Here is a 25,448-nt window from a genome sequence, read left to right on the forward strand (position 1 = left end):
CATACGCGGTAATCGATAGCGCGTTACGCGCAGAAGTAACAGACGCCGTTCGCGGGCAACTGGATGAAACACTCCTGGCACAGCGCCTCGCGCACCGGCTCCGGCTTGACCTCGGCCTGGGGTGTGCTGATGGTCATGCTGCGCTTGGCAGCCACCTTCGGGGTGAGCGGGGGCACACCGCCGTCGGCGGGAATCGCGGCGCCGTAGAACTGGTAGCACTGCCAGCGGGCGTAGGCCGCGTGCAATTCCAGATCGACCGGAATCGGCAGCCCCGCCAATTCGAGTACGTATTTGTAGGCATCGCCCACGGTGTGGTTCTGCCGTACGCACAGCGCGGGCAGCGGCGGTTCCCCCGCGCTGTGGCAGCGCCGGGCCACCTTGCGCAGGATGGCGTCCATCCAGGTGCGCGTCGGGGCCTTGGTGTGCACGCCGGAGACTTCCTGTACCCGCTCGGCGAGTTCGTTCACTGTGACGAAATGTCCGTACCCGGTTGCGGTTTCGGCCAATTCGGCGTGCGCTGCCAGCGCCCAAGCCACTGTTGCCTCACGGAACGGCACCGCGGTGCCGTCACCTGCCCGCCATGCTCCTGCCGTGGTGGCTACGGAATCCTTCATCACCTGTCCAAGTTATCGCGTCGGTTGCCGAACAAGTCAATGGCCTCCCGCTTCGCGGCCCGATCGGTCGGTGCGAATTTCGGCACGCGATTCGAAGGGGCCGAGAGATCGGTCTGCGCCATTCCCGATGCATACCGACCGGTGTGGGGTGAGTTTACTTGCGCGGCAACGAGTTTTACTTCGCCGCACATACTACAACGATAGAATGGATTTGGTTCGGTCCGACCCGCGGCTATCCAGCGGCTTCGATGGCTCCGGACTATCCCGCTCCAGACCCCGGCGGTTTCGACAGCTCGTTCGAACCTGCCCGAAGGGGGCGTGATGGACGGCACCGAGAACACCAGCGCCGGTGTGGGATTCGACAGTGGCGCGGAATTCGATCATGTTTCCCCGAGCGCCCGGGTGACCCACCCCACTGTCATACCGCGCCCGAATTCCGACGCCATCGCCGGTGACGACGATTTTCGGCAATGGACGGTGGTCGCGGTAATAGTCGAAGCCGACCGGGTCGGACTGCTGCCCATCGGCATGGTCATGGCCGCGGACCTGGAACTGGCGGCGGGACAGGTATGCGATCGCCTGCCCGCGCCCGGCGCGATACCCGGCGCGCGTTACCTGGTCGCATCGCCGTGCACCCTGGAAGTGGATATGCGCGCCGGACGCGTGGTCACCGTGCCGCAACTCACCTGGGTGAACCGTATGAGCTGGGGTGCGAATGCCTGGGCGGGCACCGAATGGGTGCCCGCCGAGGGCGGTCTGCGCATGCTCGACCCGGAACGCTGGCGACCGGCGCTACGCCGCAGCGCGGGGTTGTGAATGAATCTCGGACCCTCGGGTTACCGATGGTTTCCGTCAAATCGCATAAAGTGGCGCGAATACACCACGGTTCAACAGCCAGCCGTGATCCGGCACACCGAGCTTGGACGGGAGCGAACCATGGTGTTCGACCTGCCGCGCGGTCCCGGTGGCGCGCGGTGAGCCCCGATCGCGCCGCGGTCGCCCGGTTCCTGTCGGTCCTGCGTGAGCTCGGCGCGGACGCCGACCTGGCCCCGGTACACGGAGATCGCCTGTGCTCGGCCTGCGTTCGGGTGCTGCCGGTGCGAGAGTCGGCGATCACCCTGGCCATGCCGGAGAACCGCTGGGAGGTGCTCGGCTCGTCCGGCCCCGCCGCGGCCCGGCTGGCTGATGCCCAGGCCGCTGTCGGCGAAGGTCCCGGGCCGGAATCGAACCGGTCCGGCGCGGCCAGCCGGGTGCCCGATTTCGGCAGCGCCGTGGCCAGGGGGCGCTGGCCGCTGCTGGCCCAGTGGAATCGGCTGCCGCTTACCCTCGAATCGATCTGCTCGGTGCCGCTGCGCCTGGGCGCGATCCGGGTCGGTTATCTCGACCTGGTCGGCGCGGACGCGGTGCTCGGCGATGTCCAGGCGTATAGCGATGCCTTGCAGATCGCCGATGTCATCACCACCGTGCTGCTGGCCGCGGTCGCGCCGCCGGAGCACAATGGTGGCCGCGATCTCAATGGACTCGCCCTGGGGCCTTGGTGGGAGCAGTCGGTCTCGGCGCGTGAGATTCATCAGGCCACCGGAATGGTTGCGGTGCAATTGGATTCGACCGCTGCCGTCGCCTATGCGAGATTGGTCGGACATGCCTTCACCACCGGCGTCACCCTCGGCGATACCGCCGCCGAGGTAGTTGCCCGCAGACTGCGCTTTCGCCCCGATCACAACCCCGACCCCGAACCTGTTCCCGAGCGCTGAACCCGCCCGCGGGAACCCGCCATAGGATTGACGAGAGAAGAGGTGAGTGGAGGATGGCAGTTCGAGATGGTGCGCTGACCGCCGCATTGGTGCGGATGGTGGATACCCTGGTCGTCGACTATGACCCGGTGGAGCTGACCCAGGAACTGGTCGACACCAGCGTCGATCTGCTGCCCGCCGACGCCGCCGGACTACTGCTGGCCGACGGGCACGGCGAGCTCCAGGTGTTCGCCTCCACTTCCGAGGAAACCAGGCTGCTGGAGTTGCTCCAGGTCGAATCGGCGGCGGGACCGTGTTTGCAGGCGTATCGCACCGGCGAACAGGTGCTGGTCGAGGATCTCGAACGCGGCACTCAGCGCTGGCCCGCCTTCGCCGAACGCGCGGCCCTGGAGGGCTTCCGCGGCGTCTGTGCCCTGCCGCTGCGGCTGCGCAACGATCGGATCGGGGCGCTGAACCTCTTCACCACCCGCCCGGGCTCGCTCGGCCGCGACGATGTGCGCATCGGGCAGGCGCTGGCCGATTTCGCCACCATCGGCATCGTGCACGCGCGTATTCTCGCCGACTCGCTGACGGTGAACGATCAACTCAGCATCGCGCTGAACAGCCGGGTGGTCATCGAACAGGCCAAGGGCATGCTCGCCGAACGCGCCGCCCTCGATATGGATACCGCGTTCGGATCGATGCGCAAATACGCCCGCGACCACAATCTGCGCCTGGCCGATGTGGCGCGCGGGCTGGTGGATCGCACCATCGATCTCGAAACCGTTCTCGCGCACCGTATTCGCAAGTGATTCCGCGGCACGCGGATTCGTGCCGAGGATTCATTGCGGTTATCTCGCGGTGCGGCCTGCGGTAGAATCCATACCGCACGTCGAGTGCTCCGGACCCCGGTGGTCGATTTGCGCACGGCAGGGACAGTGGTTGTCCGCCGACGCGAATATGGAGCACCACAATGCATTTCCGTAAGTACAGTCGTATGTTCCCCTGCACGAACAGCGCGGCGGGGTCGAATCCCGTTTCAGCGCAGGCGTCTACGCGATCTCCCGTGATCGATGCGCAATTCGGTCATGACGAACCGATCCCCGGCGACCGCGACCATGGCCCGGCTGGTATCGCGAATCAGCAGATCCAGTTCCTCGATGACCTCCGAAACGGCGATCCCGGCGGCGCGGACCTGGGCCGGACTCGATTCTCTGCGGTGCAGGACATCCCGCAGTTCGTGCAACTCGACCTCGACGTCGAACAGTTGCCGCACCAGTCGCTCGCTGGAATCGGCGAAAATGGCGGTGATCAACGGTGATTGCGACGTCGACCGTGTACCTGTGGGCGCCTGCGGTGCGCCCGATGCTGACAATCCAGGGTCCGACATTTCGTTCTCCTGGGTCGATCGCACGAAATCCCGAGCGACGCTGCGGAACTCGGCGCGAGAATGCCTTCAATGCTACGCCCGTCCGGCGCCGCGCCGCGGACCTCGTACAGGGTTGCACCACTCTGCCGGGGAAGAGGGGGTGAGGACATGGTGGGCATCGGGGCTGAGCAGGCCGTAATCGCCGCGACGGCAAGATCGATGGCACACGCGCGTCGTGGTCCGGCGGCCGATATCGATGCGGATGCGGATGCACCGGATATCGGCTGGCCGGGATTCCGGCTCGCGGTGAGTTTACTTGTGTGGCAACGCGTTTTATCTTTTCGGACACCGGGCCGCGCTAAGGTCGGAAAGGTTCGGTACCAACGCGCGAATCCGCCCGGGGGGCGCGATGAACAGCACCGAAAATAGCGGTGGCCGTGAGAGATTCGGCTTGTTCCCGGCTCCCGTCGAGGACGATCCGGGCGCTGCCTTCCGGCAGTGGACCGTGGTCGCGGTGCACGTCGACGCCGGCCGGGTCGGTCTGCTGCCCATCGGCGTGGTGGTGGCCGCGGACCTCGCCCTCGCCGCCGGGCAGGTCTGCGAACGCGTCCCGGCCCCCGGCCCGATCGCCGGAACGCACTACCTCGTCGCCTCCTCCTGCGCACTGGAACTCGACCAGTTCCTCGGCAGGATCGTCGCGGTCCCGCAGGCCAGCTGGGTCAATCGCATGCAGTGGGCGGGCAATGCCTGGGTCCCCGGCGAATGGCTCCCCGCGGCGGGCGGCCTGGGCATGCTCGATCCGCAACGCTGGCGCACCACCCCGGGTCGCCCGGCGCGCTGAATCCTCTATAAATATGGAGGCGGGTGGACGGCGGAAGGAACGCGAATGGGGCGAAACGTCGGCACTGCGGGAGGGTCTGCCGATCGATCGGCCCGGCGTGGGGCGATCTGCGGTGCCGCCCTCGAACTCGCGGCCCAGGGCGGGAATCGGGCCGTCACCCATCACGCCATCGACGATCGGCTCGGGATCGCGCGCGGGTCGACCTCGTATTACTACCGGACGCGGCAGGAATTGTTGCGGGCGGCGGTGATTCACCTCGCCACGACGTCACGGCGGGCGTTCCAGGCCGCGCTGGGCGACGGGGATGCGAGCGTGCCCACGGTGGAATCGGCCGCGGATCTCATGGCGGGACAGCTCGATCTGCTGCTGGGGCCGCGACGGCCGGACGCGCTCGCGCGCTATGCCCTGGCCGCCGATGCGGCGGGGGATGCGGAGCTGCGCGAGGCGCTGGCGGGCTGCCTCTTCTCGGTGCCCGCGGCCACCGGGCTGTTCGAGGCGCTCGCCGCGGCGGATTCGAAGCAGGTCACGCCGAGCCGGAAACGGGCCGTGCCGGAGTCGGGGCAGCTGCTCGGCCCGGAGCAAGCCGCGCGGGATCTGGTCAGCCTGCTCGAGGGTCTACTCCTCGATCGTTTGCACGGCACCCGCTCGCTGCTCGGGCTGGAGGCCGGGACACCCGCGAGCCTGGCGGATCTGCGTCCGCCGGTGCTGCGCTGGCTCACCGTGCTGGGCAACGGGATTCGCTAGCGCTCCGGTAGGTGGTGGCGCAGTAGTACCGCGAGCTGATCGCGGGCGTCGTCGAACGGGTGGCTGGATTTGAGCGCCCGGCTCTGCACGATCGCGCCCTCGATGACCGAGAGCAGCAGTCCCGATAGCGAATTCGCGGTGCCGCGGTTCAGGCCCGCGGCGACCAGGCCGTCAGCGAGCCGCGCGGTCCATTCGGTGAACGCCTGTCCGGCGGTGGCCTGCACCGAGAGGTCGAGTTCGTCCAGGGCGGCGGCCATCATGAACGAGCCCGCGCGATAGTCGCTGTTCTCCAGCCCCGTTCGCCAGAAGGCGAGCAGATCGTCCAGCCAGCGTTCGGCGGAGGGTGCGCCGGGCAGCGCGTCGGCCATCCGGCTCACATGCTGGTACACCACCCTGGACACGATTCGCGCCGCCGCCTCCACCAGTTCGCCCTTACCGGAGGGGAAGTGCTGATACAGCGAATTGCGGGAGGCGTTACTGCGCTTGAGCAGCTCACTCAGCCCCGCCGCGTGCACTCCGTGCTCCTGCACCGTGGCGATGGTGCTCGCGATCAACCGTGCGCGCGGTCCCGCCGTCATGGAAAGTCCTCCAAACCTTGCTTGAACCGATCGGTCCATGTTAAACCTATCCCTGTGAACCGATCGGTTCACTTCGAGAGGATGACATGCCCGCGCACATCGCCACCGCAACGCCGGTAACCCACGCCACCACCCTGGGCCTCGGCGTATACCGTCCCCGCCGCATCGTCCCGAACGCGGAGATCGTCGACCGCATCGATTCCTCGGACGAATGGATTCGCACCCGTTCCGGGATCGAGGCCCGCCACTGGGCCGAAGCCGACGAGACCATCGTGTCCATGAGCACCGCCGCCGCCCGCGACGCGCTCGCCGCCGCGAACATTCCGGCCGAGCAGATCGACGCCGTCATCCTGGCGACCTCCTCGCAGATGGTGCTCGGCCCATCCGCCGGCGCGGTCGTCGCCACCGAACTCGGTATGCACGACACCGCGGCCTTCGACGTCTCGGCGGGCTGCGCGGGCTTCTGCTACGCGCTGGCCAATGCCGCCAATCTGGTGCGCGCGGGCCAGGCCCGGCACGTACTGGTGATCGGCGTCGAACGGCTGTCGGACCTGCTCGATCCGACCGACCGCACCTGCGCCTTCATCTTCGCCGACGGCGCGGGCGCGGTCGTGGTGGGACCGTCCGATGTCGAGGGCATCGGGCCGGTGGCCTGGGGTTCGGACGGCAGCCAGACCGCGGCCATCAAGCAGGACAAGGACTTCGCGCAATACTTCGCCGAGGTCGCGGCTGCCGAGGCCAGCGGCGGGACCACCGAACGCCCGTACATCCGGATGAACGGCACCGCCGTATTCCGCTGGGCCGTCACGTTTTTGGAGAAGGCTTGCCGCGACGCCCTGGACCGCTCCGGGGTCACCGTCGACGATCTCGACGCATTCATCCCGCACCAGGCCAACAGCCGCATCACCGACGCCCTTACCCGCGCGCTGCATATGCCCGACTCGGTGGCCATCGCCCGCGATATCGCCGAAACCGGCAACACCAGCGCCGCGTCCATTCCGATGGCGATGGAACAGCTGCTGCGCACCGGCGCGGCCAAGCCCGGTGACACCGCACTGCTGCTCGGTTTCGGTGCGGGCCTGGCCTACGCCGGTCAGGTGATCACCCTCCCGGCCATCCCCTCCTGAGCGCTATCGCTTGCGCCGGGCGACCCACGCGCTCAATAGCACCGTGACCAGGCAAACGGCGACGGCCGACTGCGCGAAATAGCTCGACGTGCGGTCGGAGTCGCTGTCCCACCTGGCCACGAAGAAATACAGACTGATCGACACCAGCGCGGCGGCAATGGCGGCGCCGACCACCCTGATTCCGATCGATGTCTTATTTCCCGATCCCCCCAAACGCATTACTCGACTGTAGCGATGCCGGGACGGTCTCGGGTGCCGCGCTTCCCAGCCGGGACGCGGCCGGGAAAGCGCCGTTCGATAGCCGATAAGCTGCTGGAACTATGGCCCTGAGCGCAACGATGCACACCTTCACGATTCAGCTCGCCGATATCGATCGCGGGGTGTACGAGGACCTGGAATTGCGGGTGGCCCGGCATCCCTCGGAATCGGCCGAGTTCATGGTGACGCGCTTGCTGGCGTACCTGCTCGAATACCAGGAGGGGATCGCGTTCAGCGAGGGCGGGGTGTCCGCCACCGATGAACCCGCGGTGCTGGTGCGCGATCTCACCGGGCAGATCACCGCCTGGATCGAGATCGGCGCACCCGACGCCGAGCGGGTGCATCGCGGCAGCAAGCTGGCCGGACGCGCGGCCATCTACACCCATCGTGATCCGGTGAAGGTGCAGGCGCTGTTGGCGGGCAAGCGAATTCACCGGGTCGAGGACATTCCGCTCTACAGTTTCGACCGCGAATTCATCGATGCCGTGGTGGCGGTGCTGGATCGGCGCAACACCGCGTCCCTGTCGATCACCGAACGGGTGCTGTACCTGGATATCAATGGCGCCAGTCTGCGCGGATCGGTGGCGGAACAGCCGATCGGATAGCCGATCCGGCCGGGGACACCGCGGAAACGCCGAGATCGTAAGCGGATTCGGCGTGCTCGGCCTCATCGATGCCGGTGATCTCGGCCTCGTGATCGACCCGGAAACCGATGGTCTTGTGGATGAGCCAGCCGACGATATACGTGGCCACGAACGAATAGAGCAGGACCGCGCCCGCCGCGATCAGCTGTCGTTGCAACTGGGTCCAGCCGCCGCCGTACAGCAGCCCGTTACCACCCGCCGGATTCACCGTGGCATCGGCGAACACACCCACCAGCAGGGTGCCGACCAGGCCGCCCACCAGGTGCACGCCGACCACATCGAGCGAATCGTCGTAGCCGAAGGTGAATTTCAGCCCGACCGCCAGCGCGCAGATCACGCCCGCCGCCACCCCGATCGCCAAAGCGCCCGTCGGGCCGACGAATCCGCAGGCCGGGGTGATCGCGACCAATCCGGCCACCGCGCCCGAGGCCGCACCCAGGGTGGTCGGCTTACCATCGCGCAATTGCTCGACGATGATCCACGCCAGCGACGCCACCCCCGTCGCGATGGTCGTATTGGTGAAGGCCAGCGCCGCGAGATCCCCTGCGGTCAAAGCGGATCCGGCATTGAAGCCGTACCAGCCGAACCACAGCAGCGCCGCGCCGAGCAGGGTGAACGGCACATTGTGCGGGCGCGGAATACTGCGCGGCCAGCCGTGCCGATCACCGATCACCAATACCAGCGCCAGCGCCGCCGCACCCGCGTTGATATGCACCGCGGTACCGCCCGCGAAGTCGAATGCCTTGAGCCGGTTGGCAATCCAGCCGCCGACCGCGGCGGAATCGCCCGCGGAATCGGTGCCGGTGAACCCGTTCGCGCTGAAAACCCAATGCGCCACCGGGAAATACACCACGCTCGTCCAGCCCACGATGAACACCACCCAGGCCCAGAACTTCGCGCGGCCCGCGATCGCACCCGATATGAGCGCGGTGGTGATAATCGCGAACATGAGCTGGAACATCACGAACGCCATGGTCGGAATCTGATGGCCGGCCGGACCGGACAGCGTGCCGTGCGTATCACGCAGCATCACCTGCGACATACCGCCGATCAGGCCCTGATAGGCGTCGGAGCCGAATGATTCGCTGTATCCGTACAGCAGCCACAGGGTCGTCACCACACCCAGGGCGACGAAATTCATCATGAGCATGTTCAGCACGCTCTTGCCGCCGACCATGCCGCCGTAGAAGAAAGCCAAGCCCGGCGTCATCAACATGACCAGTGCCGCACTCGCCAGCACCCACGCGGTATCTCCCGAATTCACGCTATTACCTCTTATTTCCACGGGATTCGCGTGAAGCATCGAGAGTTACTGTTTCGCCGGTGCGGCTCATCGTGTTTCGGGTCGGTGAATTCGAGCGGCCGCGCCGTTCATAGATTGCGGCTATGGCAGAGTTCGGGCGGTCGCGGAGGCGTAGCGGTGCGCCAGGCGGGTGAACGCCGCCGTGAGTTCGGGCGGCCCGACGATTTCGATATCGGCGTCGAATACGCCGAGGGCGCACGCCAATGCGTTCCAGGACCAGGAACCCAGAATGACCCGGCAGCGATTCGGGCCGAGCTCCTCGACAACGCCGTCGCGGGCGAACTCGGCGACGGTCGCGGCGGGGGCGTCGAGCATCACCTCGCCCAGGCATGGCCAGCCGCCGGTGCCGTCCGAGCCTTGGAATCTGCTGGTGACGAAGGCCGCGACCGAACCGCCGGGAAGATCGCGTGGGACGAACCGGGGACCGTTCGGAATGCGCGGGGTGATGCGGTCGGCGCGGAAGATGCGCCAGTCCTCGCGATCCAGATCCCAGGCCACCAGATACCAGCGGCCGTACCTGGTTACCAGGTGATGCGGTTCGGCCCGGCGCGGGGGAGACTCGAGATCCGTTGCGGGAGAAGCGTAGTCGAAGCGGAGCACTTCACCCGCGTGTACCGCGGCGCTCAGCGTCAACAGGGTCGCGCTGTCCGCCGGAGTGATCGGAGCGGCGACGGTGGTCACCTGAAAGGCGTCGATACGCCCGCGCAACCGCGCGGGCATGACCTGGCGCACCGTGTGCAGTGCGCGCAGCGCGGCCTCCTCGATACCCGCGCCCGCGGTCGCGGCGATGCGCAGGGCGACGGCCAGCGCCACCGCCTGCTCATCGTCGAAGAGCAGCGGCGGCAATTCCGATCCGGCCTCCAGCCGGTAGCCGCCGTCGGGACCCTTGATCGCGGCGATCGGATAGCCGAGCTCGCGCAATCGATCGACATCGCGGCGCACCGTGCGGGCACTGATATCCAGGCGCTCGGCCAGCAGCGAACCCGGCCAGTCCCGGCGGGCCTGGAGCAGCGAGAGCAGCGCCAGCAGTCGCGCGGAAGTCTTCGGCATGCTGTCCATGCTGCCAGAAGAAGCGGACATATCCTGGCCTCTTCTACCGCGAGAATTCTCGTACCCACTCCGACCGGTAATGGAGTAGTCATGAGCAGCGACACCGTGCGGTACCAGCCCGCCTGATCTCGTTCGAAATACCTTGGCGCTCATCGGAAACCGTGCCGATCATGATCGATATCGATAAGATCCGTTGCGGCTCTTGATGATCGGATGAGGTGTGATGGCCAGAACAGTGATCGTCGGAATCGGCAGCCGGGGCGATGTCGCCCCGCTGACCGGGCTCGGCGTGCGGTTGGCGGCGGCCGGGCACGAGGTCGTCATGGCCGCGCACGAGACCTTCGCGGATATGATCACCGGCTGCGGGCTGCGATTTCGCTTGCTGGAGTTGAACTTCGGCTTCGAGGGCGACTACGCGGAGATTCAGCGCAAGACCGTCGCGGCGTTCAATACGCCCGACGGGTTCCGGACCATCGGCGCGGGCTTGATCGCGGCCCTGCGGGACGAGCCCGCGGATCTGCTGCTGCTCACCCCGTACGCCGAATTCGCGGGACTGCCGTTCGCCGAGGCCGCTGGGATTCCCACCATCGCGCTGCGTTTGCAACCCACCTGTGCCACAGCCGATTACCCGCCCGCGGTGGCGGGTGTCTGGTCGCTCGGACCGGTCGGGAACCGATGGGCGTCCGATATCGGAGCCTGGCTGGTGGATCGCCGCTACGGCGGGGTGGTTCGCGAATTCCGCCGCGAACTGGGTCTGCCCGAGGTCTCGGTACGAGAACTGCGGCGTCGGCGCACCGCGGCGGAATGGCCTATCCTGCACGGCTATTCGCCGACCGTCGCGCCGCGACCCGCCGATTGGCGTACGGGCCTGGAGGTTTCGGGCTTCTGGTGGCCCGCCCGGCCCACCGGGTGGGAGCCGCCCGCCGATCTTGTGGCGTTTCTGGAGGCGGGCCCGGCACCGGTCTTCGTCAGCTTCGGCAGCAATATCAACAATCCGGAGCGCACCGCCGAATTGGGCGAGATCGTCGGGACCGCACTGCGCCGCGCCGGGGTGCGCGCCATCGTCGAATCCGGCTGGACCGGGCTCGCGGTCTCGGACGACGATGTCATCACCATCGGCGAAATCCCTTATGACTGGCTGTTTCCGCACCTCGCGGCCGCCGTGCACCACTGCGGTGCGGGCACCTGCGCCGCCGCCCTGCGCGCGGGCGTGCCCACCGTCGCCGTACCGGAGATTCCGGAGCAGCAATTCTGGGCGCACCGCCTGGACCTGCTCGGCGTCACCGCCGGAATCACCCGCCAGCCCAAGCTGACCGCGGACTGGCTGGCGAGCGCGATCACCACCGCGACAACCGATTCCGGCTTGCGTGGCAGAGTTGGCACGGTGGCCGAGCGTCTCGCGGACGAAGATGGTGCGGGCGCGGTGCTCGAGGTCATCGACGGCGTGCTCGAGAAAACGGCGACCCGCTGACGGGGCTGTCCTCGACCGCCCGGCTGGGATCTGATCGGTGGCCGTAGGCTGCGGCACGTCCTTCGTGCCCGATCCGAATCGACTCGGGCGGCGGCATATCCGCCTGATCACGCCGGATAGACGTGAATCTCGGTGGCCTTCAGTGAGGCCCACAGGCGCATACCGGGTTCGAGTCGCAGTTCCGCGACCGCCGCCGGGGTGATATCGGCCAGCACCGGCGGTGCGCCGTCCAGTCGGACCCGGGTGGTGTTGGCATGCTGTTCGAAGCCCGCGACGGTGACCGGCCAGGCATTGCGCGGGCTGCCGGTGGGCTGGGTGAGGTGCAATCCGACCGCCGTGGGGGAGAAGGCCGCGAACACCCGTCCCGACGCGGGTTCGGATCCGGTGAGCGTGCCGCCCGCGTCGACCGCGATCTCGGTGCCCATGGCGGTGCCCCGAAACAGGTTGAGTCCCACCAGATTCGCGACGTAGTCGGATCTGGGCCGCCGGGCGATCTCGGTCGGCGCGCCCTCCTGCACTATCGCGCCGTCCTCCAGAATGATGAGCCGGTCGGCCAGCACCATCGCATCGAGCGGGTCATGCGTGACCAGCACCGTATGTCCGGTGTATCCGCGCAGGTGATGAGCCAGATCGGCGCGCACCTGCAACCGGGTGCTGGCATCCAGCGCGGCCAGCGGCTCATCCAGCAGCAGTAAATGCGGTTCGGTGGCCAGTGCGCGCGCCAGCGCCACCCGCTGTGCCTGCCCGCCCGATAGTTCGCGCGGTCCGGATTGCGCGAACTCGCTCAAACCGACCCGATCGAGCCAGGCGGCGGCGCGTTCCCGGGCGGCGGCGCGGCGCACACCGCGCGCCCGCAAGCCGAACGCCACATTGTCCAGCGCCGAAAGATGCTGGAAGAGCAGATAATCCTGGAAGACCACGCCGACCTGGCGGTGCTCGGCCGGAATGAACACCGACGGCGGTGCATCCCAGGTGTTCTCGCCCAGGCGAATCGTGCCGCCGGTGAGCGGGGTGAGCCCGGCCAGCGCCCGCAGCGCCGTGGTCTTGCCTGCCCCATTCGGGCCGAGCAGCGCGATCACCTCACCGGGCGCGGCGGTGAATTCGATATCGAGGCGGAACGGCGCGCGCTCGACACACAGTGCGGCGTGCAATGTCATACCGGCTCCTCGGGCCTCATACCGCGCCTCGAATCCAGCGCTCTCGCAACGAGATCAGCACGCCGACCGAGACCACCAGCAGCACTATGCTCAGCACGATCGCGGCATCGGGATCGGTTTCCAGCGCGAGGTACACCGCCAGCGGCATGGTCGTCGTCTTACCGGGGAAGTTACCGGCAAAGGTGATGGTCGCGCCGAACTCACCCAGCGCACGCGCCCAGCACAGCACCGTGCCCGCCACCACCCCGGGCAGCACCGATGGCAGCGTCACCCGGCGGAAGGTGTACCACGCGGACGCGCCCAAAGTCGCTGCGGCTTCCTCGAATCGGGTATCGGCCGCGCGCAGCGCACCCTCCACCGAGATCACCAGGAACGGCATGGCGACGAACGCCTCCGCTACCACCACACCGGCCGTGGTGAACGGCAGTGAGTATCCGAACCAGTCGTAGATATAGCGTCCGACCAAGCCGCGGCGGCCGAGCACCAGCAGCAGCGCCACACCGCCGACCACCGGCGGCAGCACCAGCGGCACCGTCACCAGTGCGCGAATCAGGCCGCGCCCCGGCAATTGCGCGCGCGCCAGCAGCCAGGCCAGCGGAATCCCCAGCACCAGGCAGATGCACGTCGCCAGCGTCGCGCTGATCAGTGAAAGCCGCAGCGCCTGACCGACTTCGGCGCTGAACAGCCGTTCGGGCAGCGTGCGCCACGGGGCGCGCACCAGCAGGCCGATCAGCGGGATCAGCAGAAATGCCAATGCGCAGACGGCGGGCAGCATGAGGGCGATCGGCCGCCGCCCCCGCACTGCCCGCCGCCGCGCCGAGGTTCCGGTCACCGGCACGCTCGAAAAGCCGTCACGGGGTGTCGAATCCGGCGTCGGCGAACACCTTCTTGGCCTTGTCCGAGGAAATGAACGTGACGAACGAGGCGGCCGCCGCGGCATTGGGCGCCTTGTTCAGCGCGGCGATCGGATAGGTGTTGATCGCCTTGCTCGACTCCGGGAAATCGATGCCCTCGACCTTGTCACCGGCGGCCTTCACATCGGTCCGGTACACCAGCGCGGCATCCACCTCGCCGAGCGTCACCTTGGTGAGCGCGGCCTTCACATCCTGCTCACGGGTATCGGGCTGCGGGGTGATCGCGGCGATCTCGAACACCTTCTTCGCCGCCGCGCCACAGGGCACCTGCTCGGCGCACAGCGCCAGCCGCGGCTCGGTCTTGCCGAAATCCGCGATTCCGGTGATATGACCCGGATTGCCCTTGGGCACGGCGATTTCCAGCCGATTGCTGACGAAGGTCGCCGGGGTGCCCTTCACATCGCCGGCGTCGACGACCTGCTGCATATTCGCCGGGGCCGCCGAAGCGAACACATCGGCGGGCGCGCCCTGCGTGATCTGCTGTGCCAGCGCCGAACTGCCGCCGAAGCTGAACACCACCTTCACGCCGGGATGATCGGTCTCGAACTGCTTGCCGAGCGTGGTGAAGGTTTCCGTCAGTGACGCCGCGGCCAGCACCGTCACCGTGCCGGAGAGCCTGTCGGAGTCGGCGGGCGCGCTCGAATCCTCGGAGTCGTTCGAGCTGCAACCCGCCAGACCGGCGGTGAGGGCGAGCGCGGCCGTGGCCGCGATGAAGCTGATCCGCAAATTCGTCACGCAGTAGAGCATATTGCCGTAGGCGCGGTACGCAAGGCGCGTTTTCGCCAGAGAATCGGACAGGATCGACCGGTGGATTTGTAGGATCAGCTCTCCGGGACCTCGACCACCACATGCGTCGACTTCACCGAGGCGACCGCGACACTGCCGACCTCGAGCCCCAGCTCATCCACCGATTCCCGGCTCACCAGCGATACCAGCCGGAACGGCCCGGCCTGCAATTCCACCTGCGCCATCACCGTGTCCTTGACGATCCGCGTCACGATCCCGCGCATCCGATTGCGCGCCGACACCGCCACCGTGATCCCGGCCTCCGGTTTCTCGGCATTGGCCTGCAGGAACTCCGCGAGCTCGCGCCCGCTGACACCCATCCGCCCGTTGTCCAGCTGGATGGCGCTGAGCCGCCCCTGATCGATATACCGGCGCACGGTGTCATCACTGACACCCATCAGAGCGGCAACCTCGCTGATCCGCAGATTCGACACAACCTGCAGCCTATTGACGTATCCACGGAACGCAAACGATATGGATTCGCCCGGTGACCGTAGTCGGCCACCGGGCGGATCACTCACCCATCCGGGCGTCAGCGCAGGGCGCGACGACCCGTGACGAGGTTGACCAGGAACAGCAGCACCACCGCACCACCCAGGCAGGTGAAGAAGCTGAACCACAGCCCACCGCCCTCGACGTCCACCCCGAACAGCTTCAACAGGAAGCCGCCGATCAGACCGCCGACGATGCCGACGACGATATTGAGCAGGATGCCCTGCTGCGCATCAGTTTTCATGATCTTGCTGGCGATCCATCCGGCCAAACCGCCGATGATGATCCACCCGAGAATGCCGAGGCCGAGCATGATGCGTCTCCTTATCAGAGGTCGGCGCCGAGGAACCGGCGCTCTGCTCAGCGCATACCCGCAATTCCGCGATCGATGCGCGGGCCCACCATGTTCGTCCCGCCACACCGGGGCTCGCGCGTCGATCCGGCCGGCTACGCGGGCCTCACCGTCCGAGCGAGGCGCGTAATGCGGTGAGTTCGGCCGCGCGGGGGATCGGTGCGACTGCCGAGTCCGGGGCGTCGAAGACCATGACCCGCTGGGAATCCGGGGTGAGCGCGGACCAGCCGGGGTCGCCGGTGGTGGCGAACGCGAGCCAGGCCGCGCGCATGGTGTCCGCGAGTTGTTGCGGCGGGTTCGGGCCGGTGAGGCTCGAGGCCGCGGCGAGGGTGTCGAAGACGAAGGGGAGTTCGAGGGCGTGGCAGGCGTCGAGGTGCTGTATCGGTGTGCGCCAGGCGAATTCGTAGACGAAGGTGGGGGCGGGGGCCTGGGCGCGCAACTCCGCTATGCGCAGGGAGCTGTCGCGGAAGGCGAAGTCGGTGATGATGGCGGCGTACAGGTCGGCGGATGAGGCGTCGGGGCGGTCGGCGGCGTAGGCGTCGGCGAGGGATTCGTCGAGTCCGTTGCGGCGCAACAGGAATGGCAGGATGTCCGCGGTGATGGCGGCGTCGATGCCCGCGCCGACGGTGAAGAAACGGAATTCGTCGGAGGTCGTTCCGATGAGCAGCGGTATATCGTGGCCGCGTCCGGCGGCGATGCCGTCGATGGGCGCGGCCGGGACCACCTCGTCATCGATGACGGGGAACAGGGTCATCAAACCCATCCCGTGCCGGATTATCGACGCGCCCCAGCGATCCGGATTCGGATCCTGCACCATTTCGAGCCCGAGCTGATTCTGTGCCGCGAGCAGCTTTTCCGAATCGACGGCAGCGAAAGCCGCTGCGGTCGGCTCGATTTCGAGCATCGCCGCCAATGCGGCGGAGACCTTCCGCGCGTCGTCGGCGGTCGCCGCGGTGCTGCCATTCCCGCTCTGCATGACGGCCTTGCCGAACAGCCCCACGGCGGCGGGCGAAGCCAGCAGCGCCGCGATACTCATGGCCCCGGCGGATTCCCCGAACACCGTCACATTGCCCGGATCACCCCCGAACCCGCGAATATTCTCCCGCACCCACCGCAGCGCACTCAATTGATCGAGCAGCCCCCGATTGTCCGGAGCCCCCTCGAGCACCGCGAACCCGGGAATCCCCACCCGATAATTGATCCCCACCACCACAACCCCACCGCGAGCCAGCGACGCCCCGTCATATATCGGAATGCTGTTCGCCCCTCGACTGAACGCACCCCCGTGAATCCACACCATGACGGGCAGATCGGTCCCCGAAGGATCCGGCGTCCACACATTCACCGTCAGCGATTCAACCCCGGGCCGGATATGCGTCCCGAGCAAAGCCGCAATAGCAGGTGGATACGGAGTCTGCGCGCACGTCGCACTGTATTCAACCGCCGCCCGCACCCCCTCCCAAGGCGTCACCGCCCCGGGAGCCGCGAACCGCGCCGCCCCCACAAGCGGTGCCGCATAAGGAATCCCGAGAAACGCCGCCACCCCCTCCACCGCCCGCCCACTGACCTTCCCCCCGGTCACCTCGACAATCGGTTCCATCGCGGCACGCTCCTAGCCCCTCGGCATTACATTCCCGTCGACACTAACCAGAACCCGCTCAGCCAGTACCGGTTTCGATCCCGACGGGGACAGCGCGATCGACTCGACTGGAACTACCCGCTGTCTTCGACAGCGCTGCGCTGGCCGAATCGCCGCCGCGATGGTTGCGAGGTAGCTGCGGCGGTCGATACGGTTTGCGCGACCTGTAAAGAACTACAGGCGGGGTGTACACGGGGGTAATAGTGAGCAGCAATGCCGAGTTGGCGGCCCGCGCCGAGCGAATCGACGCGGAGATCTCGCAGGTGCGTGGGCGGGCGCAAACCACCGACGGTTCGGTGGTCGTCGAGACCAATCCCTACGGCTCCATCACCGGTCTGCACTTCTCGTCGCACGTGACCAGCGTGGAGCCCAGTCGGCTTGCCGCGGTGATCGTCGAGTTACACCGCCGTGCATACGAGGACGCCAAAGCCAGTGGTGCCAAGGTCTTCCAGGCGATCAAGGACAACGGTCAGGCGCGGCGGGTAGCTGAACGACCCAGCGATGAGTGGGAAGAAGTTGTGCCCGTTCGCTATACGTCGAGCTTCTGAGCCGTGGTCGAGTTCGATACCGGGCGTATGCGCGGCATGGCCAACGATCACCGAACCCATGCCGACGCCATCGAGGCCCTCACTCCGTTCGCCAAGGACGAGGTCAAACTCGTGCGGCCCAAGATGGAGAAGTCGGTGTTCGCGACCCGCATCGAGGAATGCCTGAAGGCGATGGACAACGTCACCGATCTGCACGCCAAACGAATGCGCTCGTTTGCCGACCTGACCGATGCGGCCGCGGCGGTCGCGGATCAAATGGATGACGACAATGCTGTGACATTCGGAGGATGACGTGGCGGGAGACGAGAAGAACCTCACCATCTCGATGGTCTTGGCGTGGGACCTCGGAGAGCCGATCAAGATTGCCGAACTTGTCGACATGTCCGCCAAGAAGCTGAAACAGCAACTCGACGACGCCGATGACCAGGTTCAGAAGGCGGAGCAGTGGTTCGGGGCGCAGGCCGGTCTGAGCGCACGAACCATGTCCAAGGGATACCGGACCGACGGGGAGACGACCGCCGGTGTGTATGTGGCCATGGCCAAGGCGATGCAGGATGGCGTCGGCACGATCGGAAAGAAGATCGACGACGTGCGTAGCTTGATCTCCGACGTCGAGAATTCCGATTACGGCCTCTTCTATGAGGACGACGGATCGGTGAAGTCACGCGAATCGAACTGGGAGACTGCTGCTCCGCCCTGGGGGATCGTTTCCCTCTACCTGAAGCAAGGCGAAATCAATCGGCTGGACCTCAGGTTGAAGAAGGCGCTCTGGGAGGTCGCGCAGGAGGACGAGCGGGTCGCGGAGCGGGTATCCGAATGCATTGAGAAGCTTGCCGATTCGGTCAAGAAGGAGATGGCCGGCAACTACACCGATCAAGGATTGCTGGACATCCTCACGAAGTATCAGACTCCCGACTCGACCAAGGACGGGATAATGTGGCCGAACGCCACCCAGCTCGAATATGTTCGGAAATACTATGATCCGACTTTCCAACCCAGATTCGTTACCGCCGATGAGGCCGCTGTGCTCAATGAGTTGAGCCTCGCCGAGCAGGTGAAGTTTTTGAATATCCAAGTGGATGCCGCGAACTTCGGCAAGAACAACAAGTACACAGATTTATACCCCAACGCCGAGCAGGACGGAAAGGGCGACGCTGCTCGTCACATCTACTGGAACGCCCGGATGACGCAGGAATTCGGTACGGACTGGACGACGAGATACACGACCTCACATGAGAAGACCGGCGGAAACGTGGCTGCGCGTGAAGCAATGGACCTCTACAACAACAGCCTCGGCCGTGCCATCGGGCAGGATACCGGCGCGGATGACGCTACGATTCGCGCGCGGGTGCTCAATGAGATCGACAACGGTAAGGCGGTCGTAATCGTAGGTACCGGCGCTGATGGAAAGTTTCCGCAACTTGCATGGAGTAAAGACACTCCGACTGATCAAACAATCGTTGGCCCGGGCGTTGGCATTCCGCTGCCGGTAACGAAATGAGGGCGGTGTGACGAAGATGCTGATGCGCGCTGGGCTGACGGTGTTTCTCGCGTGCCTGATTACTTCTTGTGGAATTGCTGCTCCACCTGACGGGCCGGTGCGGACAACCCAGCCGCAGGACTGTAGTGGCGGAACCTTCGATTTCGGTACTTCGGGCGGTGCCCAGCCCTTGGGTTCCAGTGACCTGATGCTTCAGAAGATGCTCGAAGCCCGTGCGAACAAGCAGACGATCGCGATGCAGGATCTCGCGCACTCCGCTGGTTGGTCCGACGAATGGGATCGGATGGTCGAGGTCGGTGAGCATACAGAGCGAGATGAACTGAATTCTCGTGCTCAGACGACCGGATACTGCTGGAAGAATCTCCCACCGACCTCGCCGATGTCCGATCGGCCGTCGGATACCTACTATCTGTTCGTCCGCAACAACCGCCCGGTGCAGTTCATCCAGGTCCGTCCCAGCGAGAACCCGATTATTCTCCTGCGAGGCGTGGTGCTGACCAAGGAAACGGTGTTGAGGTACTACGGCTCACGGCTCAAGCCGGAGTAGGTCGTACCGCTCGGTGCCCCGACTGTCCGTCTCCGGTGACAGTCCCTAGGTGTTTGAGCCCCGTTCGGGACGGGTAACCCTGAACCCGACAACACTGTCGAAGTTCAGAGCACCGAAGCGCCCCCGGCAGGAATCGAACCTGCGACCTAGGGATTAGAAGGCCCTTGCTCTATCCAACTGAGCTACGGAGGCAGTGCGGGGCATCTGGGCGATGCGGCCACCAAACACCTTGAACCATATTGATCTCGGTGTCCAGCGACTTGAGTATAGCGAGCGTCCAGGTGGGGTTTGGGGGGTCGGCTGGCAACCGTTCGGCGCGTCGCGTGGGGGTGCGCGGACCGGAGGTCGGGAAACCCCCGGGAAGTTCGGACCCTTACTCCGAACTACCCTGGGCGTATGTCGTCACCGCAGGACTCGCCCGCAGCTACTGGTGTTCAGGTGACTCGGGCGGGGTCGGGCGGGAAGGTTTCGGTGCTCGCGGCCATGGGCGGCGCGGTTGCGGCGGTGGTCGCGGCGCTGGTCGTCGGGCTTTCCTCGGCGCAGGCGCTGAGTCTGCTGGGAATTCCGGATCCGGGGCCGCTGACCACCTACGGGCTGCCGGCCTTGCGTGCGGTCGCCGATCTTGCTGCCGCGCTGACCGTCGGATCGCTGCTGTTCGCGGCGTTCTTCGTACCGCCGCAGGCCGATGGACTGCTCGATGTTGGCGGTTATCGGGCGCTGCGACGCGCCGGGAACGCGGCGCTGGTGTGGGCGGGTGCGTCGGCGCTGCTGGTGCCGTTGACACTTTCGGACACCACCGGGCAACCATTTCTGGACTCGCTGCGTCCGGAGTCGGTGTGGCGCGCCGCGAATCAGGTCGATGTGGCCGGGTCGTGGCGGTCCACGGTGTTCTTCGTCCTGGCGCTGGCGGTGGGCTGTCGCCTCGCGCTGCGCTGGGGCTGGACGCCGGTGCTGCTGTTGCTGTCGGTGATCTCACTGCTGCCGGTCGCGCTGACCGGGCATTCCTCGGCGGGCGGGGCGCATGACATCGCCACCAATAGCCTTATTCTGCATCTGCTTTCGGCGTGTTTCTGGGTGGGCGGATTGTTCGCGGTGCTGGCGTACGCGCTGCGCGACGGCAAATACACCGCGCTGGCCACCCGCCGATTCTCGAAGATCACGACGATTTCCTATGTGGTGATCGCGATCAGCGGTGTGATCAATGCCTGGATTCGGGTGCCGTGGGCGGATCTGTTCACTACTACCTATGGCCGCCTCGTACTGGCCAAGACGACGGCGCTGATCGTGCTCGGCATCATCGGCTATTTGCAGCGGCAGCGTGCCATTCCCGCGCTGGAGAAAGATCCGAGCGATCGTGGTGCGCTCATCCGATTCGCCGGAGTCGAATCGCTGATCTTCGCCGCCACCATCGGCCTGGCGGTCGGCCTCGGTCGCACCCCGCCGCCGGAATTGCGCAGTGTCCCGACCCCCGCCGAGGTCGAGATCGGCTACAACCTGGCCGGTCCGCCGAACCTCGCGCGTCTGGCCTTCGACTGGCGCTTCGATCTGATCTTCGGCACCCTCGCGATCGTGCTGGCGGTGCTCTACCTGCGCGGTGTGGCACGGCTGAAGAAGCGTGGTGATGCCTGGCCCGTCGGACGCACCATCTCCTGGATCGCGGCGTGCGCGGTGCTGCTGATCGCGACCAGTTCCGGTGTCGGCCGCTACGCCCCGGCCATGTTCAGCGTGCATATGGCCCAGCACATGATGCTGTCCATGCTCGCCCCGATCCTGTTCGCACTGGGCGGCCCGGTGCTGCTGGCCCTGCGCGCGCTGCCGCCCGCCGGTCGCGACGCCCCGCCCGGACCGCGCGAGTGGATTCTGGCGGCCGTGCACAATCCGGTGTCGCGCTTCATGACTCAGCCCGTGGTCGCGGCGGTGTTCTTCGTGGCCGGGTTCTACGTCCTGTACCTGGGCGGCCTTTTCGACCAGTTCGTCGGCTCGCACGGTGCGCACCTGTTGATGAATGTGCACTTCCTGCTGAGCGGCTACCTCTTCTACTGGGTCGTCATCGGTATCGATCCCAAGCCGCGGCAGGTGGAGCCGCTGACCAAGCTGGGCATGGTGTTCGGTTCGCTGCCGTTCCACGCGTTCTTCGGTATCGCGCTGATGAGCATGAACACCGTGCTGGGCGGCTGGTTCTATCGCGCGCTCGGCCTGGGCTGGAACAACAATCTGCTCGACGATCAGCACACCGGCGGTAGCCTCGCCTGGGCCAGCGGTGAAATCCCATTGGTGGTGGTGATGCTGGCGCTGCTCATCCAGTGGTCGCGCAGCGATAAGAAACTGGCCACCAGGCTGGACCGCGCCGCCGATCGGGACGACGACGCGGAACTGGCCTCGTACAACGCCATGTACGCCGAGCTGGCCCGGCGTGATCGAGAGGTACGTAAGTGAACGACGTCGCCCAGGCGACCCGGAAGATCAAGCGGCTCTATCGATCCGACGTGCGGCGCGCGCGCCGCCTGCTGCACGGCCAGACCCGCAAGACCCCCGTGTTCCACACCGATATCCAGGGTCCGCGCGGCCCGGTGCCGGTGACCCTGAAGCTCGAACACCTCCAGCACGGCGGCACCTTCAAGGTGCGCGGCTGCCTGAACGCGCTGTTGCAGGCGGACCCCGGAATCACGCACGTGGTGATCGCCTCCGGCGGTAACGCGGGCATCGCCGCGGCGCTGGCCAGCTCGCTGCGCGGACTGTCCTGCACGGTGGTGGTCCCCGAATCCGCCCCGCACACCAAGGTGGCGGCCATGTGGTCGCACGGGGCCGAAGTGCTGTGGCACGGAACGACTTACGCCGAGGCGCACCGCTATGCCAGCCAGCTGGCCCGCGAGCGCAAGGCGATGCAGTTGCACGCCTATGACCTGCCCGCCATCGTGGCCGGTGCGGGCGTGGTCGGGTTGGAGATCGAGGAGCAGGTGCGCGGGCGGCCGCCGGTGCTGGTGGCGGTCGGGGGCGGCGGCCTGGTCGCCGGGATCTCGGTGGCGATCGGGCTGCGCGGCCGGGTGATCGGGGTGGAGCCGCAGGGCGCGCCGACCCTGCACAAGGCGCTCGCGGCGGGGCGGCCGGTGGATGTCGATGTGTCCAGCGTGGCCTCGGATGCCCTGGGCGCCAATCGGATCGGCGATATCGCCATGGAGGTGGCGCAGCGCTATGCGGTGCGATCGTTGCTGGTCAGCGATGATGCCATCGTGATGGCGCGGGAGTACCTGTGGCGCGAGTTCCGGATCGTGGTGGAGCCCGCCGGAGCCACGGCGCTGGCGGCGATCCAGAGCGGGGCGTACGTTCCGGCGGCGGGGGAGCGGCCGGTGGTGGTGCTGTGCGGGGCGAATACCGATCTGGCGACGCTGTAGTCCGCTGAACTCGGGTTATCCACAGCGCCGAGTTATCCACAATCGCGGAAGTGGGTCTGTCGCGCGAGTTCTCGCCGGTTCACGCTGGAGTCACGACAGCAGACGAGCTGAATCGGCAAGGGGGACAGCGATGTACGAGGCGAATACCGCGGTGATAGGCCGGGTGGTCACGCATCCGAGCCGGCGGGCACTGCCCAATGGGGAACAGGTGCTCAGTTTCCGGCTGGCCAGTACGACCCGGCGGTTCGATGCCGCTAGCGGGGAGTGGGTCGATGGTGGCACCCTGTATTTGACGGTAACCTGCTGGCGCAAACTCGTGGAGGGTGTCGAGGCGTCCCTGCAGCGCGGTGACCCGGTCATCGCCTACGGTCAACTCCGCTCGAACGAGTACACCACCCGAGACGGTATGGAGCGCAACGATCTCGAGATGCGCGCCACTGCCCTCGGTCCCGACCTGGGCCGTTGCACCGCCCCGGTGCAGCGCAAACACTTCGGCCACGGCGACCGCCCCGAGGCGTCGCCGGCGCCGCCCACAGATGCCGACCGCGCCGGAGAACCGGCAACCCAACACAGTTAGGCTTGCCCATATGGCTGAGTTCATTTACCAGATGATTAAGGTTCGAAAGGCGCATGGCGACAAGGTCGTGCTCGACAATGTGACCTTGAACTTCCTTCCGGGCGCGAAGATCGGTGTGGTCGGCCCGAACGGCGCCGGTAAGTCGAGTGTCCTGAAGATCATGGCGGGACTGGACCAGCCGAACAACGGTGAGGCCTGGCTGGCGCCGGGCGCGACCGTCGGCATCCTCATGCAGGAGCCGGAGCTCAACGAGGAAAAGACCGTTCGCGGCAACGTCGAGGAGGGCCTCGGCGAGGTCAAGGTCAAGCTCGACCGGTACAACGAGGTCGCCGAGCTCATGGGCGTCGAGTACACCGATGAGCTCATGGAAGAGATGGGCCAGCTGCAGGAGTACCTCGACCACGCCGATGCGTGGGATGTCGACTCCCAGCTCGAGCAGGCCATGGACGCGCTGCGCTGCCCGCCGCCGGACGAGCCGGTCACCAACCTCTCCGGTGGTGAGCGCCGTCGTGTCGCGCTGTGCAAGCTGCTGCTGAGCAAGCCCGATCTGCTGCTGCTCGATGAGCCCACCAACCACCTCGACGCCGAATCGGTGCTGTGGCTGGAGCAGTTCCTGGCGAACTACCCGGGCGCCGTCCTGGCCGTCACCCACGACCGGTACTTCCTCGACAATGTCGCGGAGTGGATCCTCGAGCTCGACCGCGGCCGCACCTTCCCCTACGAGGGCAACTACTCCACCTACCTGGAGAAGAAGGCCGAGCGCCTCGAGGTGCAGGGCAAGAAGGATCAGAAGCTGCAGAAGCGCCTCAAGGAGGAGTTGGCCTGGGTCCGCTCCGGCGCCAAGGCCCGCCAGGCCAAGAACAAGGCACGCCTGGGCCGCTACGAGGAAATGGCCGCCGAGGCCGACAAGATGCGCAAGTTGGACTTCGAGGAGATTCAGATCCCCGCGGGTCCGCGTCTGGGCTCGGTCGTCGTCGAGGTCGAGAATCTGGACAAGGGCTTCGGCGATCGCATTCTGATCAAGGATCTCTCGTTCACCTTGCCGCGCAACGGCATTGTCGGCGTCATCGGCCCCAACGGTGTCGGTAAGTCGACGCTCTTCAAGACCATTGTCGGGCTGGAGAGCCCGGACAGCGGCATCGTGAAGGTCGGCGAGACGGTCAAGCTGAGCTATGTCGACCAGAACCGCTCCGGTATCGACCCGAACAAGAATGTCTGGCAGGTCGTTTCCGACGGGCTGGACTTCATTCAGGTCGGCAATCAGGAAATGCCTTCGCGCGCTTACGTTTCCGCGTTCGGGTTCAAGGGCCCGGATCAGCAGAAGCCGGCCGGTGTGCTCTCCGGTGGTGAGCGCAACCGCCTGAATCTGGCGCTGACCCTCAAGCAGGGCGGCAATCTGATCCTGCTCGATGAGCCCACCAACGACCTCGACGTCGAAACCCTGGGTTCGCTGGAGAACGCGCTGGAGAACTTCGCGGGCTGCTCGGTGGTCATCTCCCACGATCGCTGGTTCCTGGACCGCACCTGCACGCACATCCTGGCGTGGGAGGGCAACGACGACAACGAGGCCGCGTGGTTCTGGTTCGAGGGTAACTTCGAGGCGTACGAGGCGAACAAGATCGAGCGCATGGGTCCGGAAGCGGCTCGCCCGCACCGGGTCACGCACCGCAAGCTCACTCGCGGTTAGACCGACTCGGTCACTGTGCCGTGCCCCGAGTGATCGGGGGCACGGTCTCCAAGTTTGTCCCGCGGCCGATCGCGGTCGCGGGACGAGTTACGGCAAACGCGTGGGGTCGTTCGGGGATCACCGC

General features: G+C 66.4%; 28 protein-coding genes and 1 tRNA gene. 16 read left to right on the top strand and 13 right to left on the bottom strand.

The genetic code is table 11. The annotated features are described in order from the left end of the window. Nucleotides 1-23 precede the first annotated feature (23 nt). Nucleotides 24-614, bottom strand: coding sequence for a hypothetical protein (locus tag AB0L82_RS01455; RefSeq protein ID WP_364629305.1), 591 nt, complete (start codon nt 612-614; stop codon nt 24-26). A 321-nt stretch (nt 615-935) separates the two neighbouring features. Here AB0L82_RS01455 and AB0L82_RS01460 point away from each other — a divergent pair, with 321 nt between their 5' ends. From AB0L82_RS01460 to AB0L82_RS01470, 3 genes are all read left to right on the top strand, one after another. Then, complete coding sequence (locus AB0L82_RS01460) at nt 936-1,430, top strand: hypothetical protein (protein ID WP_364629308.1); 495 nt, start codon at nt 936-938, stop codon at nt 1,428-1,430. Nucleotides 1,431-1,588: 158 nt separating this feature from the next. Then, nucleotides 1,589-2,368, top strand: coding sequence for an ANTAR domain-containing protein (locus tag AB0L82_RS01465; RefSeq protein WP_364629310.1), 780 nt, complete (start codon nt 1,589-1,591; stop codon nt 2,366-2,368). A gap of 53 nt (nt 2,369-2,421) precedes the next feature. Then, nucleotides 2,422-3,159: a GAF and ANTAR domain-containing protein gene (locus AB0L82_RS01470; protein WP_364629313.1), complete on the top strand. Its 738-nt coding sequence runs from the start codon at nt 2,422-2,424 to the stop codon at nt 3,157-3,159. A gap of 227 nt (nt 3,160-3,386) precedes the next feature. Here the strand turns inward: AB0L82_RS01470 and AB0L82_RS01475 are convergent, their stop codons facing one another. After that, the gene (locus AB0L82_RS01475) at nt 3,387-3,662 is read right to left on the bottom strand and encodes a hypothetical protein (RefSeq protein ID WP_364629316.1); all 276 of its coding nucleotides are present in this window, start codon (nt 3,660-3,662) and stop codon (nt 3,387-3,389) included. A gap of 463 nt (nt 3,663-4,125) precedes the next feature. Between AB0L82_RS01475 and AB0L82_RS01480 the strand changes: the two genes are divergently transcribed. Next, nucleotides 4,126-4,557, top strand: coding sequence for a hypothetical protein (locus AB0L82_RS01480; protein WP_364629319.1), 432 nt, complete (start codon nt 4,126-4,128; stop codon nt 4,555-4,557). Between the two features lie 45 nt (nt 4,558-4,602). Next, complete coding sequence (locus AB0L82_RS01485; RefSeq protein WP_364629322.1) at nt 4,603-5,301, top strand: TetR family transcriptional regulator; 699 nt, start codon at nt 4,603-4,605, stop codon at nt 5,299-5,301. On the opposite strand, the gene AB0L82_RS01490 is transcribed toward AB0L82_RS01485, so the two are convergent. Beyond that, on the bottom strand, nt 5,298-5,879 hold the full coding sequence (locus AB0L82_RS01490) for a TetR/AcrR family transcriptional regulator (RefSeq protein ID WP_364629325.1): 582 nt from the start codon (nt 5,877-5,879) through the stop codon (nt 5,298-5,300). The two genes, AB0L82_RS01485 and AB0L82_RS01490, sit on opposite strands and share 4 nt — an antisense overlap. A gap of 86 nt (nt 5,880-5,965) precedes the next feature. Here AB0L82_RS01490 and AB0L82_RS01495 point away from each other — a divergent pair, with 86 nt between their 5' ends. Further along, on the top strand, nt 5,966-7,006 hold the full coding sequence (locus AB0L82_RS01495) for a beta-ketoacyl-ACP synthase III (RefSeq protein WP_364629328.1): 1,041 nt from the start codon (nt 5,966-5,968) through the stop codon (nt 7,004-7,006). A gap of 3 nt (nt 7,007-7,009) precedes the next feature. On the opposite strand, the gene AB0L82_RS01500 is transcribed toward AB0L82_RS01495, so the two are convergent. After that, entirely contained in the window at nt 7,010-7,225 is a 216-nt protein-coding gene (locus tag AB0L82_RS01500; protein ID WP_364629331.1) for a hypothetical protein, read from the bottom strand. Nucleotides 7,226-7,326: 101 nt separating this feature from the next. Here AB0L82_RS01500 and AB0L82_RS01505 point away from each other — a divergent pair, with 101 nt between their 5' ends. Next, nucleotides 7,327-7,869, top strand: a complete 543-nt coding sequence (locus AB0L82_RS01505) for a YaeQ family protein (RefSeq protein WP_364629334.1) — start codon at nt 7,327-7,329, stop codon at nt 7,867-7,869. Here the strand turns inward: AB0L82_RS01505 and AB0L82_RS01510 are convergent. Both AB0L82_RS01510 and AB0L82_RS01515 read right to left on the bottom strand, forming a co-directional pair. Then, nucleotides 7,820-9,211, bottom strand: a complete 1,392-nt coding sequence (locus AB0L82_RS01510) for an ammonium transporter (protein ID WP_364629337.1) — start codon at nt 9,209-9,211, stop codon at nt 7,820-7,822. The genes AB0L82_RS01505 and AB0L82_RS01510 overlap by 50 nt on opposite strands. An 81-nt stretch (nt 9,212-9,292) precedes the next feature. Next, nucleotides 9,293-10,261 carry a transcriptional regulator gene (locus AB0L82_RS01515; protein ID WP_364629340.1) on the bottom strand — a complete coding sequence of 323 codons (969 nt, stop codon included), beginning with the start codon at nt 10,259-10,261 and terminating at the stop codon, nt 9,293-9,295. A 223-nt stretch (nt 10,262-10,484) separates the two neighbouring features. On the opposite strand from AB0L82_RS01515, the gene AB0L82_RS01520 reads away from it, so the two are divergent. Next, nucleotides 10,485-11,732 carry a glycosyltransferase gene (locus AB0L82_RS01520; RefSeq protein WP_364629343.1) on the top strand — a complete coding sequence of 416 codons (1,248 nt, stop codon included), beginning with the start codon at nt 10,485-10,487 and terminating at the stop codon, nt 11,730-11,732. Between the two features lie 107 nt (nt 11,733-11,839). On the opposite strand, the gene AB0L82_RS01525 is transcribed toward AB0L82_RS01520, so the two are convergent. The 6 genes from AB0L82_RS01525 to AB0L82_RS01550 form a co-directional block, all read right to left on the bottom strand. Next, on the bottom strand, nt 11,840-12,889 hold the full coding sequence (locus AB0L82_RS01525) for an ABC transporter ATP-binding protein (RefSeq protein WP_364629346.1): 1,050 nt from the start codon (nt 12,887-12,889) through the stop codon (nt 11,840-11,842). 16 nt (nt 12,890-12,905) lie between these two features. Beyond that, nucleotides 12,906-13,721 carry a molybdate ABC transporter permease subunit gene (gene modB, locus AB0L82_RS01530; RefSeq protein ID WP_364629349.1) on the bottom strand — a complete coding sequence of 272 codons (816 nt, stop codon included), beginning with the start codon at nt 13,719-13,721 and terminating at the stop codon, nt 12,906-12,908. A gap of 19 nt (nt 13,722-13,740) precedes the next feature. Then, the gene (modA, locus tag AB0L82_RS01535) at nt 13,741-14,538 is read right to left on the bottom strand and encodes a molybdate ABC transporter substrate-binding protein (RefSeq protein ID WP_364629352.1); all 798 of its coding nucleotides are present in this window, start codon (nt 14,536-14,538) and stop codon (nt 13,741-13,743) included. Between the two features lie 86 nt (nt 14,539-14,624). Continuing rightward, the gene (locus AB0L82_RS01540) at nt 14,625-15,023 is read right to left on the bottom strand and encodes a TOBE domain-containing protein (protein WP_364629354.1); all 399 of its coding nucleotides are present in this window, start codon (nt 15,021-15,023) and stop codon (nt 14,625-14,627) included. Nucleotides 15,024-15,121: 98 nt separating this feature from the next. Then, on the bottom strand, nt 15,122-15,394 hold the full coding sequence (locus tag AB0L82_RS01545) for a GlsB/YeaQ/YmgE family stress response membrane protein (RefSeq protein ID WP_364629357.1): 273 nt from the start codon (nt 15,392-15,394) through the stop codon (nt 15,122-15,124). A gap of 145 nt (nt 15,395-15,539) precedes the next feature. Then, a complete protein-coding gene (locus AB0L82_RS01550; protein ID WP_364629359.1) occupies nt 15,540-17,033 on the bottom strand; it encodes a carboxylesterase family protein in 1,494 nt (497 codons plus the stop codon). 242 nt (nt 17,034-17,275) lie between these two features. On the opposite strand from AB0L82_RS01550, the gene AB0L82_RS01555 reads away from it, so the two are divergent. Genes AB0L82_RS01555 through AB0L82_RS01570 form a run of 4 tightly spaced genes read left to right on the top strand, consistent with a single transcriptional unit; the run spans nt 17,276 to nt 19,668 of the window. After that, a complete protein-coding gene (locus AB0L82_RS01555; protein WP_364629362.1) occupies nt 17,276-17,620 on the top strand; it encodes a YbaB/EbfC family nucleoid-associated protein in 345 nt (114 codons plus the stop codon). A 3-nt stretch (nt 17,621-17,623) separates the two neighbouring features. Then, on the top strand, nt 17,624-17,911 hold the full coding sequence (locus AB0L82_RS01560; protein WP_364629365.1) for a hypothetical protein: 288 nt from the start codon (nt 17,624-17,626) through the stop codon (nt 17,909-17,911). 1 nt (nt 17,912) lies between these two features. After that, the gene (locus AB0L82_RS01565) at nt 17,913-19,121 is read left to right on the top strand and encodes a hypothetical protein (protein ID WP_364629368.1); all 1,209 of its coding nucleotides are present in this window, start codon (nt 17,913-17,915) and stop codon (nt 19,119-19,121) included. Between the two features lie 7 nt (nt 19,122-19,128). Next, nucleotides 19,129-19,668, top strand: a complete 540-nt coding sequence (locus AB0L82_RS01570; protein WP_364629371.1) for a hypothetical protein — start codon at nt 19,129-19,131, stop codon at nt 19,666-19,668. Nucleotides 19,669-19,786: 118 nt separating this feature from the next. On the opposite strand, the gene AB0L82_RS01575 is transcribed toward AB0L82_RS01570, so the two are convergent. After that, nucleotides 19,787-19,860 (bottom strand) — tRNA-Arg (locus AB0L82_RS01575). A gap of 204 nt (nt 19,861-20,064) precedes the next feature. Between AB0L82_RS01575 and AB0L82_RS01580 the strand changes: the two genes are divergently transcribed. The 4 genes from AB0L82_RS01580 (at nt 20,065) to ettA (ending at nt 25,324) form a co-directional block, all read left to right on the top strand. Further along, nucleotides 20,065-22,104, top strand: a complete 2,040-nt coding sequence (locus tag AB0L82_RS01580) for a cytochrome c oxidase assembly protein (RefSeq protein ID WP_364629373.1) — start codon at nt 20,065-20,067, stop codon at nt 22,102-22,104. Beyond that, nucleotides 22,101-23,060: a threonine/serine dehydratase gene (locus tag AB0L82_RS01585; protein WP_364629376.1), complete on the top strand. Its 960-nt coding sequence runs from the start codon at nt 22,101-22,103 to the stop codon at nt 23,058-23,060. Before AB0L82_RS01580 ends, AB0L82_RS01585 begins: the two co-directional genes overlap by 4 nt. Before the next feature lie 130 nt (nt 23,061-23,190). Further along, the gene (locus AB0L82_RS01590) at nt 23,191-23,637 is read left to right on the top strand and encodes a single-stranded DNA-binding protein (RefSeq protein WP_364629379.1); all 447 of its coding nucleotides are present in this window, start codon (nt 23,191-23,193) and stop codon (nt 23,635-23,637) included. A gap of 10 nt (nt 23,638-23,647) precedes the next feature. Then, entirely contained in the window at nt 23,648-25,324 is a 1,677-nt protein-coding gene (gene ettA, locus AB0L82_RS01595) for an energy-dependent translational throttle protein EttA (RefSeq protein WP_364629381.1), read from the top strand. Nucleotides 25,325-25,448: the final 124 nt, after the last annotated feature.

The sequence above is a fragment of the Nocardia sp. NPDC052001 genome, assembly GCF_040680615.1.
In the GTDB taxonomy this organism is placed as follows: Bacteria; Actinomycetota; Actinomycetes; order Mycobacteriales; family Mycobacteriaceae; genus Nocardia.

Bases quoted from the DNA above. Each gene is read 5' to 3' on its own strand.
- AB0L82_RS01485 (WP_364629322.1), top strand. From the start codon at position 4,603: ATGGGGCGAAACGTCGGCACTGCGGGAGGGTCTGCCGATCGATCGGCC.
- AB0L82_RS01510 (WP_364629337.1), bottom strand. From the start codon at position 9,211: ATGCTTCACGCGAATCCCGTGGAAATAAGAGGTAATAGCGTGAATTCG.
- AB0L82_RS01480 (WP_364629319.1), top strand. From the start codon at position 4,126: ATGAACAGCACCGAAAATAGCGGTGGCCGTGAGAGATTCGGCTTGTTC.
- AB0L82_RS01460 (WP_364629308.1), top strand. From the start codon at position 936: ATGGACGGCACCGAGAACACCAGCGCCGGTGTGGGATTCGACAGTGGC.
- AB0L82_RS01505 (WP_364629334.1), top strand. From the start codon at position 7,327: ATGGCCCTGAGCGCAACGATGCACACCTTCACGATTCAGCTCGCCGAT.
- AB0L82_RS01470 (WP_364629313.1), top strand. From the start codon at position 2,422: ATGGCAGTTCGAGATGGTGCGCTGACCGCCGCATTGGTGCGGATGGTG.
- AB0L82_RS01590 (WP_364629379.1), top strand. From the start codon at position 23,191: ATGTACGAGGCGAATACCGCGGTGATAGGCCGGGTGGTCACGCATCCG.
- ettA (WP_364629381.1), top strand. From the start codon at position 23,648: ATGGCTGAGTTCATTTACCAGATGATTAAGGTTCGAAAGGCGCATGGC.
- AB0L82_RS01550 (WP_364629359.1), bottom strand. From the start codon at position 17,033: ATGGAACCGATTGTCGAGGTGACCGGGGGGAAGGTCAGTGGGCGGGCG.
- AB0L82_RS01545 (WP_364629357.1), bottom strand. From the start codon at position 15,394: ATGCTCGGCCTCGGCATTCTCGGGTGGATCATCATCGGCGGTTTGGCC.
- AB0L82_RS01500 (WP_364629331.1), bottom strand. From the start codon at position 7,225: ATGCGTTTGGGGGGATCGGGAAATAAGACATCGATCGGAATCAGGGTG.
- AB0L82_RS01515 (WP_364629340.1), bottom strand. From the start codon at position 10,261: ATGCCGAAGACTTCCGCGCGACTGCTGGCGCTGCTCTCGCTGCTCCAG.
- AB0L82_RS01495 (WP_364629328.1), top strand. From the start codon at position 5,966: ATGCCCGCGCACATCGCCACCGCAACGCCGGTAACCCACGCCACCACC.
- AB0L82_RS01490 (WP_364629325.1), bottom strand. From the start codon at position 5,879: ATGACGGCGGGACCGCGCGCACGGTTGATCGCGAGCACCATCGCCACG.
- AB0L82_RS01580 (WP_364629373.1), top strand. From the start codon at position 20,065: ATGTCGTCACCGCAGGACTCGCCCGCAGCTACTGGTGTTCAGGTGACT.
- AB0L82_RS01520 (WP_364629343.1), top strand. From the start codon at position 10,485: ATGGCCAGAACAGTGATCGTCGGAATCGGCAGCCGGGGCGATGTCGCC.
- AB0L82_RS01525 (WP_364629346.1), bottom strand. From the start codon at position 12,889: ATGACATTGCACGCCGCACTGTGTGTCGAGCGCGCGCCGTTCCGCCTC.
- AB0L82_RS01455 (WP_364629305.1), bottom strand. From the start codon at position 614: ATGAAGGATTCCGTAGCCACCACGGCAGGAGCATGGCGGGCAGGTGAC.